Source organism: Bradyrhizobium sp. (assembly GCF_030697065.1).
Classification (GTDB): Bacteria; Pseudomonadota; Alphaproteobacteria; order Rhizobiales; family Xanthobacteraceae; genus Bradyrhizobium.
Genome location: NZ_JAUYQU010000298.1, coordinates 1 through 14,223 on the forward strand (window position 1 = coordinate 1; position 14,223 = coordinate 14,223).

A 14,223-nucleotide genomic window follows, 5' to 3' on the forward strand; every position below is an offset into this window, starting at 1 on the left:
GGCGGCTTCCGACGAGGCGCTGGCGCCGCGCGCGCCGAGTGCGATCCCGACGTCGGCCGCCGCCAGCGCCGGGGCGTCGTTGATGCCGTCCCCGACCATGATGGTCGGATGCAGCCGCTGCTCCGAACGCACCGCGTCAACCTTGTCGGAGGGCGCGCGCTCGGCCAGTACCGCGTCGAGATCGAGGGCGGCGCCGATCGCCTGCGCGGCGCCGGCGCGGTCGCCGGTGACCATGACGATGCGGGCGATGCCGGCCTCGCGCAGCAGCCGGATCGCGCGCGGCGTATCGGAACGAAGTTCGTCGGCCAGCAGCAAGGCGCCGATCGGCCGCCCCTCGACGGCGACGAACACGATCAGCGCCGATCGCCACGAGGCGCGCCGGATCGCCCGCGTAACCCATTCCGGAGGTTGTGAAGCCGCGAGGACGAATTCGCGCGAACCGGCGCTGACCCGCCGTCCCTCGACCACGCCGTGCAGGCCCGAGCCCATGGATTCCCGCACCTGCTCGGGCAGCTTGAGGCGCAGGCCGCGCTCGGTGCCGGCCTGAACGATGGCGCCCGCGACCACATGATGCGAGGCCTGTTCGAGCGAGGCGCCCAGCAGCAGCACCTCTTCGGCGGTCTCGCCCGGCGCCACCTCGACCGACAACAGCCGCGCGCCGCCGACCGTCAGCGTGCCGGTCTTGTCGAACAGCACGGTATGCGCCCGCGCCAATGCCTCCAGCGCGCCGCCGCCCTTGACCAGAATGCCGCGCCGCGCCGCCCGGGCGACGCCCGCGATGAAGGCGACCGGCGCGGCCAGAATCAGCGGACACGGCGTCGCCGCCACCAGCACCGCGAGGCTGCGCAACGGATCGCCCGAAATCCACCACGCCACGAAAGCCAGCGCCAGCGTGACCGGCAGGAACACCAGCGCGTAGCGGTCGGCCAGCCGCACGAACGGCGCCCTGGCGGTCTGCGCCGTGGTGACCATTTTGACGATGCCGGCATAGGTGCTTTCGCCGGCCACCGCGGTCACCGTCATCTCGAAGGTCGCGCCGGCGTTGAGGGCGCCGGACAGGATGGCGCCGCCGCGCGCCTTCGCCACCGGGATCGGCTCGCCCGTCAGGGCGGACTCGTCGATCTCGGCGGCATCCGAAGTGACGACGCCGTCGACCGGCACGACTTCGCCGGCATGCACCAGCAGGCGGTCGCCGATCGCCACCGCGTCGACCGGCACCTGCTCGATGCGGCCATCGACCTGGCGGCGCGCCTCGCGCGGCGCGCGATCGACCAGCGCGCGCAGATCGTGCTCGGCGCGGGCGATCGCGATATCCTCCAGCACATTGCCGCCGGAATACATCAGCGCGACCACGGCGCCGGCCAGCGGCTGGCCGAGCGCCAGCGCCGCACTCATCGACACCAGCGCGATCGCATCGACGCCGAACCGGCCCGCGAGGAAATCCCTGACGATCGAGACCGCCAGCCCCGCCACCACGGGTGCGGTCGCCAGCGTCCAGCAGAGGTCGGCCAGTTCCGGCCGACCGGCCAGCCAGGCGAGGATACCCGCGGTCAGCCCCGTAATGGCGATCGCGACCAGAGCCCAGCGCAGGATGCGCTCAAATGACATCGTTGATTTCCGTGCTCATGCCCGCCGGCGCGACTTGTCGCCGAAAACACGGCCGCCCGGCTTGAGCAAGGTCAATCGCCGGGCCGAATTGGCCTGCTGCTACTTGGCCGCGACGGCCACGGCCTCGGCCGGCAATGTTTCCAGCAGCGCCTGCAGGGTCACCAGCGTCGAATGATCGGCGACACCGTCGACGCGGGCTGGGCGGAAGTGACGCTGGAAGGCGGTGACCGCTTCCATGGTGGGCGCGTCATATTTTCCTGTCGTCGGAATGCCGTAGCCGTATTTGGCCAGCGCCTGCTGCAGGCCGAGCACGTCGTCGCCGAGGCTGCCGAGCTTCATGGTTTCGCCGCGCACGATCGGGGCCGGCTGCACCCAGTGGCCGACGCCGGAATTGGCGAGCGAATGCCAGGGGAATTTCTCGCCGGGATCCTTCTTGCGGGAAGGGGCGACGTCGGAATGGGCGAGCACGCGATGCGACGGCACCTGGCGGCGCAGCATGATGCCGCGGCACAGCGCGATCACGGCGGCGATCTGGCGCAGCGGAAAATCCGGATAGCCCCAGTCATGGCCGCGATTGACGATCTCGACGCCGATGGAACAGGAATTGATGTCCTCCTCGCCGGCCCAGACCGCCACGCCGGCATGCCAGGCGCGCTTGGCTTCAGGGACGCATTGCACGATGCGGCCGTCCTCCAGCACGATGTAATGCGCTGATACGTCGGTGCCTGCCGTGCACAATTGCGCGATCGCGCCCTCGACATCGGGCATCCCGGTATAGTGCAGCACGATCATGTCGGGCAGGCGGCCCTTGTTCCGCTCGCCGAAATTCACCGACGGGATGACGTCGGAGGCGATTGAGGAATCCGGGGTAAAGGTCTTCATGTTCGCGTTGGTCCTCGGCAGCGGGACGGCGCGACGCTTCGAATCAATACCGTTGGATGCGAACGAACCGGGCGGCATAGGACAGATCAATCCGGGCAGGAGAACGGCGACAGTGCGCCTTCAAGGGGAACCGCGTTTACTATTCCTTTACGATGTCACCGGCGCAATGCGCGAGCCGGCCGCGGCCTCGCATTTTCGCCGGGTGTGTGCGGGGCGCATCACCCGCGGCGAAATCCGCCCAAATCCATCAACGTTTTCTTAACGCTAACTGACGTTACTGAGGGGTGAAGAGCCGAACCGGTTTGGGGACGGCCGAGGCCGCATCGACGCGCGAAATCCCGGCACTTGAGATCCCATGGCAGCCCAGCAAATTCCATCGGGAAATCAGGGTTTGAGATGGCGGGCAGGCGGGATCGGGAATCGCTCGAAATGGCTTTCCGACCGGAAAAGTCCGGCGAAGCGCAGACATTTGAGGCGCAATGGGTCCGATCGCGTCCAGTTTCCGCCGTTTACCCCGGACCGCCCCCGGAGCCGGGGCATGAATCCGGCTGGCCCGCGTCATATCCCCGTGCTCGGCCGCGAGGCGGTCGACCTGCTTGACCCCCGTGACGGCGGAATTTATCTCGACGCCACCTTCGGGGCGGGCGGCTACAGCCGGGCCATTCTCGATATCGCGGGAACCCGCGTGGTCGGCATCGACCGCGACCGGTCCGCCATTGCGGCCGGATTCGATCTGGTGGATCGATCGGCCGGCCGGCTCGTGCTGGTGGAAGACCGCTTCTCCCGTCTCGCCGAAGTCTGCGCCGCGCAGGGAATCTCCGAGGTCGATGGCGTGGTGATGGACGTCGGGGTGTCCTCGATGCAGCTCGACCAGGCCGGGCGCGGCTTCTCGTTTCGCCAGAGCGGCCCGCTCGACATGCGGATGGGCCATGACGGCCCGACCGCGGCCGACGTGATCGCCGCGGCCTCCGAGGCGGATCTCGCCAACATCATCTATATTTTCGGCGAAGAGCGGTATTCCCGCCCGGTTGCCAAGGCCATCGTCGCCGCCCGCAAGGAAGCGCCGATCGAAACCACCAAGGCGCTGGCCGACATCGTCGCGACGGTGGTGTGGCCGAAGCCGGGTGAAATCCATCCCGCGACCCGCACCTTCCAGGCCTTGCGGATCTTCGTCAACGAAGAGCTCGACGAACTGCATCTGGCGCTGGCGGCCGCCGAACGCGTGCTGAAACCGGGCGGCCGGCTGGTGGTGGTGTCGTTCCATTCGCTGGAAGACCGTATCGTCAAGAATTTCCTGGTCGCGCGGGCGAGGGCTGGCGGCGGATCGCGACATTTGCCGGAAATGAACCAGGCCGCGCCGAGCTTCGTCATCCTGACCAAACGCCCGGTCACGGCCGGGGGAGACGAGGTATCCGCCAACCCGCGCGCGCGGTCGGCCAAGCTGCGCGCCGCCGAGCGCACCGAAGCCCCCGCGCATGCCGCCGCCGCGTTGCCGGCCTGGCCCAATCTCCACGACGTGATGAGGGGAGGCTGACCATGCGCATCATCCACCTCTTCGTGATCGCCGCGCTGGTATTCGCCGCAGCCTATGTCTACCGGATCAAGATGGAATCCACCGCGCGCACCGAGCGCGTGCTGCGGCTGCATGCGGAAATCCGCGAGCAGCGCGACGCCGTCGCCCGCCTGCGCGCGGAATGGGCCAAGCTCGATGCGCCGGAGCGGCTGCAGGGCCTCGCGGACCGCCATCTCCCGCTGAAGCCGCTGGTCGCCACGCAATATGATTCCCTGAAGAACCTGCCCGAGCGGCCGCCGCGCTTCTTCAAGCCGGGCGATCCGGATCCGATCGGAGCAATGCTCGAGACCATCGATGCCGCGGCCGATGCCGCTGTTGTCACGGGCTCGGTGCCGGCGCCGGAGGCTCAGCGATGACCGATTTGGCGCCGAACCCCGTCAGGCCAGCGGAACCGTGGCGGCAGCGGCTGATCCGCAGCCTGCTGTACGGGCGCAACGTCGACCGCGCCGCGAAGGCGCGCGCCCGCGTCGGGTTCGCCATCCTGGCTTTCGTGGCGATCTATGCCGTGATCGGCGGCAGGCTGGTCATGATCGCCACCGGCGACAATCACGCCGCGCGCCGCACCGCCTCGCAGGACCGCATCGCCACTGCCCGGCCCGACATCGTCGACCGCAACGGCGCGGTGCTCGCCACCGACGTCAAGTCGCCCAGCCTGTTCGGCGAGCCGCGCCGGATCATCGACCAGGACGAGGCGATCGAGCTTCTCACCGCGACCCTGCCGGATCTCGACACCGGCGAAGTCCGTCAACGGCTGGCGTCGAAGAAGGGCTTCGTCTGGCTGAAGCGTGAAATCTCCCCGAAGCAGCAGCATGACATTCACCGCCTCGGCATTCCCGGCATCGGCTTCCTGCGCGAGAACAAGCGGGTCTATCCCACCGGCGCCGAAGTCGCGCATCTGATCGGCCTGGTCAATATCGACAACCAGGGCATCGCCGGGATGGAGAAATGGCTCGACAATAACGGTCTGGCCGATCTGCACCGCGCCGGCTTCGCCACCGATCGCCTGCAGCGGCCGGTGGAACTGTCGCTCGACCTGCGCGTCCAGCACGCGCTGCGCGACGAACTGCTCAAGGCCAAGGAAAAATACAAGGCCAAGGCGGCATCCGGCCTCGTCTCCAACGTCAAGACCGGCGAGATCGTCGCGATGGTGTCGGTGCCCGACTTCGATCCGAACAATCCGAAGGAGGCGCACGATCCCGACCGCATCAACCGCCTGACCACCGGCGTCTACGAGATGGGTTCGACCTTCAAGGCGCTGACGCTGGCGATGGCGCTGGATTCCGGCAAGGCCAATCTCAACACCCTGTTCGATGCCCGCGGCGCGCTGCGTTACGGCAAATTCGCCATCAACGATACCCACCCGCTGGGCCGCGCGATCACGCTGTCGGAAGTCTTTACCTACTCGTCCAACGTCGGCGCGGCGCGCGTTGCGCTGTCGCAGGGCGTCGAGGCGCACAAGGCATTCCTGCGCAAGATGGGGCAGCTCGACCGCCTGCGCACCGAACTGCCGGAGAGCACGTCGCCGATCGTGCCGCGGCGCTGGGGCGAACTCAACACCATCACCATCGCCTTCGGTCACGGACTTTCGGTGGCGCCGCTGCAGGCGGTGATGGGCATCAACGCCGTCATCAATGGCGGCTATCTGATCCCGCCGACGTTCCTCAAGCGTTCGGAAGAGGAAGCCCGCGCGATGGCAAAGAAGGTGGTCAGGACCGAGACGTCGGACAAGATGCGCCATCTGATGCGGCTCAACGCCGAGATCGGAACCGCCAAGAAGGCCGACGTGAAGGGCTATTATGTTGGTGGCAAGACCGGCACCTCGGAAAAGGTGGTCAACGGCCGCTATTCCAAGAAGCAGGTGCTGAACTCGTTCACCGCGATCATGCCGGCCGACAATCCGCAGTACCAGATTCTGATCATGCTGGACGAGCCGAAACCGCTGCCGGAAACCCACGGCTTCATCACGTCGGGCTGGAACGCGGTGCCGACCGGAGGCAAGGTGATCGCCCGCATCGGCCCGCTTCTGGGGGTCGAGCCGCGGTTCGATCTGCCGCCGTCCGAGCGCCTTATTCTTGCGGCATCGAAGGGAAGCCAGTAAGGCTCATTCATTGCCGTCCGATTCGAAGTTCCTGACTTGGCTGCCGCAAATTCCCTGGAAAACTTCAGATCGAGAAGCGGCGCCTGCGCCGGCCGGACTGGAAAATAATGAGACTTCGCGACCTCTTCAGCGATGACGCCAGGCTTCCCCCGCAGGCTGAAGCGGTCGTGGTGTCTGGCCTGGCGATGGACAGCCGCAGCGTGAAGCCGGGCGACCTGTTCTTCGCGCTGGCCGGCAGCAAGACCGACGGAGCGCGCTTCATCGAATCCGCTGTTGCGGCAGGTGCGGTGGCGATCGCCGGCGATCATCCGCCTGATGACATCCGCGTCCCCTTCGTCGTCACGCCGAATCCGCGCCGCGCGCTGGCGCTGGCCGCGGCGAAATTCCATCCGCGGCAGCCGCACACCATCGCGGCGGTCACCGGCACCAGCGGCAAGACCTCGGTCGCCGCCTTCACGCGCCAGATCTGGCAGCGGCTCGGCCACCAATCCGCCAGCATCGGCACCATCGGGCTGGTATCGCCGAAGCGCACCGTCTACGGCTCGCTCACCACGCCGGATCCGATCGCGCTGCACCGCCAGCTCGACGACATCGCAGGCGAGGGCGTCACCCATCTCGCCTTCGAGGCCTCGTCGCACGGGCTCGACCAGTACCGCCTCGACGGCGTGCGCATCGCCGCCGGCGGCTTCACCAATCTTTCGCGCGACCACATGGACTACCATCCTGACGTCGCGCATTATCTGAACGCAAAGCTGCGGCTGTTCGACCTGGTCGTCGCCGATGGCGCCGCGGTGATCTCGGCGGATCACGATTGCTCGCAGCAGGTGATCGATGCGGCGCGGGCACGCAAATTGCGCATCATTGCGGTCGGTGACAAGGGCGACGGCGCCGGCGGGGGCATTCGCCTCGTCGCGGCCGACATCGACGGTTTCGCGCAGCAACTGACCCTCGAACATCACGGCTGCCATTATCAGGTACGGCTGCCGCTGGTCGGCGAATTCCAGATCGAGAATGCGCTGGTGTCCGCGGGCCTCGCGATCGGCACCGGCAGCGAGCCGATGGCGGTGTTCGCCGCGCTCGAAGGGCTGGAGGGGGCAAAAGGCCGGCTGGAACGTGTCGCCGAGCACAACGGCGCGCCGATCTTCGTCGACTACGCCCACAAGCCCGATGCGCTGGCCAAGGCATTGCAGGCGCTGCGGCCTTACGCCAGACGCAGGCTGGTGGTGGTGTTCGGCGCCGGCGGCGACCGTGACGCCGGCAAGCGACCATTGATGGGCGCGATCGCCGCCGGGAATGCCGACCGCGTCATCGTCACCGACGACAATCCGCGCAGCGAGAATCCGCAATCTATTCGCGCGGCGATTTTGGCCGCGGCGAAAAGCGCTACGGAGATCGGCGATCGCGCCGAGGCGATTCGATCGGCGATAGCGGCGCTGCAGCCGGGCGACGCGCTCTTGATCGCCGGCAAGGGCCACGAGACCGGGCAGATCGTCGGTGGCACCACTCTGCCGTTCAGCGATCACGATGCGGTGGCATCTGCACTTGCATCGAGGGTGGCATGAGCGCGGTGCCATTGTGGACATCTTCCGCCATGGCGCAGGCGATGCGCGCGCAAATCCAGGGCGCATTGCCGGAAGCGATCACGGGCCTCTCGATCGACAGCCGCACCATCGCGCCGGGGGAGGCCTATTTCTCGATCAAGGGCGACGTCCATGACGGCCATGACTTCGTCGATGCCGCGCTGAAGGCAGGCGCCGCATGCGCGGTGGTCGAAACCGCCCAGCGCGACAGATTCCCGCCCGATGCGCCGCTGCTGGTGGTGGACGATGTGCTGGCCGGCCTCGTCGCATTGGGGATTGCATCGCGCGCGCGGCTCGATGCCCGCGTGATCGCCATCACCGGCTCGGTCGGCAAGACCTCGACCAAGGAGGCGTTGCGGCGTGTGCTGGAAGCGCAAGGGCCGACCCATGCCTCGGCGTCGTCGTTCAACAACCATTGGGGCGTGCCGCTGTCGCTGGCGCGCTGTCCGTCACAGGTGAAGTTCGCGATCTTCGAGGTCGGGATGAATCACGCCGGCGAGATCGAGACCCTGGTCAGGATGATACGCCCGCAGCTCGCCGTCATCACCACGGTGGAGCCGGTGCATCTGGAGTTCTTCGCCGGCATCGAGGCGATCGCCGATGCCAAGGCGGAGATCTTTGCCGGCGTCGAGCCCGGCGGCGCCGCCGTTCTCAACCGCGACAATTCGCAATTCGACCGCCTGCAGCGCAGCGCCAGGAAACGTGGCATCGACCGGATCGTTTCGTTCGGCGCCGACCCGAAATCCGACGCGCGGCTGATCGACGTCGCGCTGCATCCGGACCGCTCGGCCGTGCACGCCGACATCCTCGGCCATGACGTCACCTACAAACTCGGCATGCCCGGCCGCCATATGGCGATGAACTCGCTGGCGGTGCTGGCCGCAGCCTCCCTCGCAGGCGCCGATCTGGCGCTGGCGGCGCTGTCGCTGTCGCAGATCGAGCCGGCGGTCGGCCGCGGCGCCCGCCGCGCGCTCGAAATCGGCAACGGCGAGGCGACGCTGATCGACGAGAGCTACAACGCCAATCCGGCGTCGATGGCGGCGGCGCTGAACGTGCTCGGCAGTTCCGCGGTCGGTCCGCAAGGCCGGCGCATCGCGGTGCTCGGCGACATGCTCGAACTGGGGCCGACCGCCCCGGCGCTGCATCTCGGCCTGAATGAGGCCATCAAGGCCAACAATGTCGATCTGGTATATTGCTGCGGTCCGCTGATGCGCAACTTGTGGGACGCGCTTTCCACCGGTAAACGGGGCGGCTATGCGGAGAATTCGGCTAGTCTCGCAGACCAAGTGATATCGGCGATTCGCGCCGGCGACGTGATCATGGTCAAGGGGTCGCTCGGCACGAAGATGAAACCGATTGTAACGGCGCTCGAAACGCGCTTTCCCGGCAAGGCCGCGCATGACGACGCCGCGGTATAGGGCGAATTGAATGTTTTATTGGCTGCTTGATCTTTCCACCACGGTTCCCGGTCTTGGCGTGTTCCGCACGTTCCTGAACGTGTTTCGCTACATCACCTTTCGTACCGGCGGGGCGATGGTGACCGGCGCGCTGTTCGTCTTCCTGTTCGGTCCCTGGATCATCGATCATTTGCGGCTCCGCCAGGGCAAGGGCCAGCCGATCCGCACCGATGGTCCGGCATCGCACCTCATCAGCAAGAAGGGCACGCCGACCATGGGCGGCCTGATGATCCTGTCCGGCGTCGTGGTCTCCACGGTGCTGTGGGCCAACCCGCTCAATCCCTATGTCTGGATCGTGCTGGCGGTGACGCTCGGCTTCGGTTTCGTCGGCTTCTACGACGACTACCTGAAGGTGACAAAGCAGTCGCATAGCGGTTTCGCCGGCAAGATCCGGCTGCTGATCGAGGCGGTGATCGCGCTGGCGGCCTGCTACGCGCTGACCCAGCTGGGAAAAGCCCCGTTCTCGACCTCCCTTGTGATTCCCTTCTTCAAGGACATCGTGCTGAATCTGGGCGTGTTTTTCGTGCTGTTCGGCGCGTTCGTCATGGTCGGCGCCGGCAATGCCGTGAACCTGACCGACGGTCTCGACGGCCTGGCCATCGTGCCGGTCATGATCGCGGCGGCGAGTTTCGGGATGATCGCCTATCTGACCGGCAACGCGGTGTTCTCGGACTACTTGCAGATCAACTATGTCGCCGGCACAGGCGAACTGGCGGTGCTGTGCGGCGCGGTGCTCGGCGCCGGGCTCGGATTCCTGTGGTTCAACGCGCCGCCGGCATCGATCTTCATGGGCGATACCGGCTCGCTCGCGCTCGGCGGCATGCTCGGTGCGACCGCGGTCGCGGTCAAGCACGAGATCGTCTTGGCGGTGATCGGCGGGTTGTTCGTGCTGGAGGCGGTCTCGGTGATCGTGCAGGTGGTGTCGTTCAAGCTCACCGGCAAGCGCGTGTTCCGGATGGCGCCGCTGCATCACCATTTCGAACAGAAAGGCTGGACCGAACCGCAGATCGTGATCCGGTTCTGGATCATCTCGGTGATGCTGGCGCTGGCCGGCCTCTCCACGCTGAAGCTGCGGTGATGGGGGTGCTGATCGTCCGTCATTCCGGGGGCCGCGAAGCGGCAACCCGGAATCTCGAGATTCCGGGTTCGTGCTTCGCACGCCCCGGAATGACGGGGGCGTTATGATCCCCGTCACATCCTTTGCCGGCAAGACGGTCGCGGTGTTCGGCCTCGGCGGCTCCGGGCTGGCGAGCTGCCACGCCCTCAAGGCGGGCGGCGCGGAAGTGATCGCCGGCGACGACAGCGCCGACAATATCGTCAAGGCGGTGCAGGCCGGTTTCATCACCGCCGATCTGCGCACGGTGTCGTGGGCGAATTTCGCGGCGCTGGTGCTGACGCCCGGCGCGCCGCTTACCCATCCGCAGCCGCACTGGTCGGTGCTGATGGCGCGCGCGGCCGGCGTCGAGGTGATCGGCGATATCGAATTGTTCTGCCGCGAGCGGCGGCGCCATGCGCCGGACGCGCCGTTCGTCGCCATCACCGGCACCAACGGCAAATCGACCACCACGGCGTTGATCGCACACCTGATGCATGTCGCCGGTTACGATACCCAGATGGGCGGCAATATCGGCACCGCGATCCTGTCGCTGGAGCCGCCGCGCATGGGCCGCGTCCACGTCATCGAAATGTCGTCGTACCAGATCGACCTCGCGCCGAGCCTTGATCCCAGCGTCGGCATCCTGCTCAATGTCAGCGAAGACCATATCGACCGCCACGGCACGCTGGAACATTATGCCGCGGTCAAGGAGCGCCTGGTCGCGGGCGTACAGCCGCAGGGCACCGCAATCGTCGGTGTCGATGACGGCTGGAGCCGCAATACCGCCGACCGGATCGAGCAGGCCGGCCAGCGCGTGGTGCGCATCTCCGTGAAAAATCCGCTGGCGGACGGCATCTATGTCGAGCGCGAGGTGATCCTGCGCGCCGCCGGCGGCGCCCGCAGCGAGATCGCGCGGATCGGCGGCATCGGTTCGCTGCGCGGCCTGCACAACGCGCAAAATGCCGCCTGCGCCGCCGCCTGCGCGCTGGCGCTCGGTATCTCCACCGAAGTCCTGCAGAACGGCCTGCGCAGCTTTCCCGGCCTCGCCCACCGCATGGAGCAGGTCGGCCGCCGCGGCAACGTGCTGTTCGTCAACGATTCCAAGGGCACCAATGCGGACGCCGCGGCACATGCGCTGTCGTCGTTCGGCGACATTTTCTGGATCGCCGGCGGCAAGCCCAAACTCGGCGGCATTGCCGGTCTCGCCGATTATTTCCCGCGGATCCGAAAAGCCTATCTGATCGGGGAGGCGGCGCCGGAGTTTTCCGCCACGCTCGGCGACCGCGTGCCGCACGAGATATCCCAAACGCTCGAAGTCGCTGTCGCGAGCGCCGCGCGCGATGCCGAGGCCTCCGGCCTCGCCGATCCCGTGGTGCTGCTCTCGCCGGCCTGCGCGTCGTTCGACCAGTACCGCAATTTCGAAATTCGCGGATCGGCGTTCCGCGACCTCGTCACAGCGCTGGAGGGCGTCAGGCCGGTGGTGTGAGGGCGCAAGCCGGTCCGGGTGCGTTTCGCCGATAGATCGTGGTTGTCCTTGGCCGGAGGCTCCGGCTATCTCATCACGTTGTAGACTATGGTCGGCTGGCTCATCCCCTACAACGACAGATGGCCGATCTCTTCGAGTGCCACGATGCCCTCGACTGCCGCGGCGACACGCTGACCCACCAGGATCTGTCCATCTTTCGCCTCGCCGCACAGTCGCGCAGCCACATTCGTAACGGTACCGATGGCGGTGTAATCCATGCGTTCGGCGAAGCCGATTTGACCAAGCGTGGCATAGCCTTGCGCAATGCCGACCCCAAAGCCGATGATATGACCGCGGCGGCGCCAGGCCTGAATTATTCCCGCCGCCGTCTCCCGCATCACCACCGCCATTTCCACCGCGCGCTTGGCTGGCTCGGGCGTGGGCAAGGGGTCATTAAAGAACACCATGATTCCGTCGCCGCCATAGTGATCCAGCGTTCCCTCAAAGCGCGCGACAACCGGTCCAAGGGCACTATGGTAGTCACGCAGTAGAGCCATGACCTCTTCTGGCTCGGTGCGCTCGGCAAAGGCCGTGAAGCCGCGAATGTCGCAGAAGACAACTACGATCTCGCGGCGGTGACTCTCGAGGATGCTTTCGTCGCCGCGGGCAATGATCAGTTCCGCCAACTGGGGCGCCAGGAACCTGCGCAACTTGCCGATCCGCTCGATCTCTGCCACCTGCGCGGCCACACGAACCTCCAATTCGCGATTCCAGCGGCCGATTTCCTCGGTACGTTCCCGCAGTTCGCTGAGCAGTCGAGCGATTTCAATTGCGATCACTGCGTGAGCCGCAAAGTTCTGCAAAATCGCGATCTGCCTTTCGGAGAATGGTCGAACTTCCTTGCGATAGACGGTCAGTGCTCCGAGCAACACATCGTCCTTGCGAAGGGCGACAACGAGCGCGCTTCGGGCGCCGCCGAGGTCTACTACCGCGCGGCGAAGCGGATTGCCCTGACGATAGGCTTCCTCGTCCATCTGATCCAGGTTGTGAATAAGCTCCTCGCCGGCGATCAGTCGCCAGTGTGCGTCTCCGGGCCGGGGCTGGTCCATGCCTTTGCTGAAATAGGCAGCAAGGACGTCAGGCACGCCCCGCTGAGCGGCGCGTTCAAAGGATTCCCCGTCATACGTAGTCACGAATCCGAATGCGGCCTCACAGAGACGCAACGCGTTATCGAGGATCGTGATGAAGACCGGTGGCAGGTCGCCAGGCGAGGAGTTTATGACCCGCAATATGTCGGTCGTCGCCACCTGTTGAGCCGACGCATGGTCGCGCTCGGCTCTGCACTCCGCAAACTCGTGTTCTGGATGCACGATCATGTCCTGGGTCCGTGCCGTCTCGTTGAATTTGGCAGCAGCCAGCCTTCGCATTGTTGTTCGATCAGATCGCGTATCGTTTGACGGCGGCTTCATCCCATTCAATACCAGCGCCCGGGCGCTCGGGGATTTCGATCTGGCCGTTCCTGACCGTGAACGGATCCTTCAGGATCGGATCAGCCCAGTCCTGCCACTCTAGCCAGTGCGCCGTTTCGGTAGCGCGCATCAGATGTGCCGAGAATTCCGGATACAGATGGGTTGAGACCTGTATGCCGGCCGCTGCAGCGATCGGAACGGACCGCAGCCAACCGCTCACGCCTCCAATCCGCATCAGATCGGGCATCATGTAGTCGCCGGCGCGCGCGAGAACTGCCTTGTAGAGCTCACGGGGCCCATAGAAGTTCTCGCCCAACTGCACCGGTGTCTTCAGCTCATGCGTCAATTGGGCGTAACCTGCCAGGTTGTCATAGGCGATCGGCTCCTCCAGCCAATACAAACCTTGGTCGTCGAGCGCATGACAGCGCGCCAACCCGTCGCCCAGGGAAAGCCCTTGGTTGAAGTCGACCATGAGGTTGACGGATGCGCCAGCGCCCTGTCGCACCTCGCTGATCGCATCGAGATCGGCAGCGAGGTCGTCGCGACCGAGGCGAAGCTTCAGGGCCTTGAAGCCGCCTTCGGCGGTGAGCTCCGCCGCCTCCTTCGCCAGGGTCGACACCTCGGTCAACCACAGCCCGTTGCTGTTGTAGGCGGGCACATGGCCGACTGTCCCGCCGAGCAGGCGCGTCAGCGGTAGTCCTGCCGCCTTCGCCAATGCGTCCCAGATTGCCATGTCAATCCCGGATGAGGCGATCATGGCGATGCCTTCATATCCGATCAGGTTCTGTGACCTGCGATTGGACTGAAAAGCGTCGAGCGGCGCAATTGGCTTTCCGATGAGCGCGGCGCCAAGTGTTCGAATGAGCGCCATGATGCACTCCAGCGCTCCTTTCAGATACGGTTCGACATAGCTGCGTCCGACGACGCCGTCGCGCGTGTAGACGTCGATCAAGATCATCGGCCAATCGTCGAACTGGCCGACTTTCGAGACGATC

Annotated in this window: 11 protein-coding genes; 7 read left to right on the forward strand and 4 right to left on the reverse strand. The window is 66.0% G+C overall.

Annotated features, from left to right (window positions below):
* Together Q8R73_RS23710 and Q8R73_RS23715 are read right to left on the reverse strand one after the other, a co-directional pair.
* The coding region (locus Q8R73_RS23710) for a heavy metal translocating P-type ATPase (RefSeq protein WP_305721976.1) at positions 1–1,608 on the reverse strand (1,608 nt) is incomplete at its 3' end.
* 99 nt (positions 1,609–1,707) lie between these two features.
* Positions 1,708–2,490, reverse strand: a complete 783-nt coding sequence (locus Q8R73_RS23715; RefSeq protein ID WP_371126159.1) for an N-acetylmuramoyl-L-alanine amidase — start codon at positions 2,488–2,490, stop codon at positions 1,708–1,710.
* A 538-nt stretch (positions 2,491–3,028) separates the two neighbouring features.
* Between Q8R73_RS23715 and rsmH the strand changes: the two genes are divergently transcribed.
* From rsmH to murD, 7 genes are all read left to right on the forward strand, one after another.
* On the forward strand, positions 3,029–4,024 hold the full coding sequence (rsmH, locus tag Q8R73_RS23720; protein ID WP_305721978.1) for a 16S rRNA (cytosine(1402)-N(4))-methyltransferase RsmH: 996 nt from the start codon (positions 3,029–3,031) through the stop codon (positions 4,022–4,024).
* 2 nt (positions 4,025–4,026) lie between these two features.
* A complete protein-coding gene (locus Q8R73_RS23725) occupies positions 4,027–4,419 on the forward strand; it encodes a hypothetical protein (RefSeq protein WP_305721979.1) in 393 nt (130 codons plus the stop codon).
* Positions 4,416–6,161, forward strand: a complete 1,746-nt coding sequence (locus tag Q8R73_RS23730) for a penicillin-binding protein 2 (RefSeq protein ID WP_305721980.1) — start codon at positions 4,416–4,418, stop codon at positions 6,159–6,161. The genes Q8R73_RS23725 and Q8R73_RS23730 overlap by 4 nt, the downstream gene beginning before the upstream one ends.
* 107 nt (positions 6,162–6,268) lie before the next feature.
* Positions 6,269–7,723 carry a UDP-N-acetylmuramoyl-L-alanyl-D-glutamate--2,6-diaminopimelate ligase gene (locus Q8R73_RS23735; RefSeq protein ID WP_305721981.1) on the forward strand — a complete coding sequence of 485 codons (1,455 nt, stop codon included), beginning with the start codon at positions 6,269–6,271 and terminating at the stop codon, positions 7,721–7,723.
* Positions 7,720–9,159, forward strand: coding sequence for a UDP-N-acetylmuramoylalanyl-D-glutamyl-2,6-diaminopimelate--D-alanyl-D-alanine ligase (locus Q8R73_RS23740; RefSeq protein ID WP_305721982.1), 1,440 nt, complete (start codon positions 7,720–7,722; stop codon positions 9,157–9,159). Before Q8R73_RS23735 ends, Q8R73_RS23740 begins: the two co-directional genes overlap by 4 nt.
* A 10-nt stretch (positions 9,160–9,169) precedes the next feature.
* Positions 9,170–10,276 carry a phospho-N-acetylmuramoyl-pentapeptide-transferase gene (gene mraY / locus Q8R73_RS23745; RefSeq protein ID WP_305721983.1) on the forward strand — a complete coding sequence of 369 codons (1,107 nt, stop codon included), beginning with the start codon at positions 9,170–9,172 and terminating at the stop codon, positions 10,274–10,276.
* 103 nt (positions 10,277–10,379) lie between these two features.
* A complete protein-coding gene (gene murD, locus Q8R73_RS23750) occupies positions 10,380–11,780 on the forward strand; it encodes a UDP-N-acetylmuramoyl-L-alanine--D-glutamate ligase (protein WP_305721984.1) in 1,401 nt (466 codons plus the stop codon).
* Positions 11,781–11,887: 107 nt separating this feature from the next.
* Here murD and Q8R73_RS23755 read toward each other — a convergent pair whose 3' ends face one another.
* A complete protein-coding gene (locus tag Q8R73_RS23755; RefSeq protein WP_305721985.1) occupies positions 11,888–13,186 on the reverse strand; it encodes an adenylate/guanylate cyclase domain-containing protein in 1,299 nt (432 codons plus the stop codon).
* Between the two features lie 10 nt (positions 13,187–13,196).
* Positions 13,197–14,223 (reverse strand): enolase C-terminal domain-like protein (locus Q8R73_RS23760; protein WP_305721986.1); only part of this gene is annotated, 1,027 nt, incomplete at its 5' end.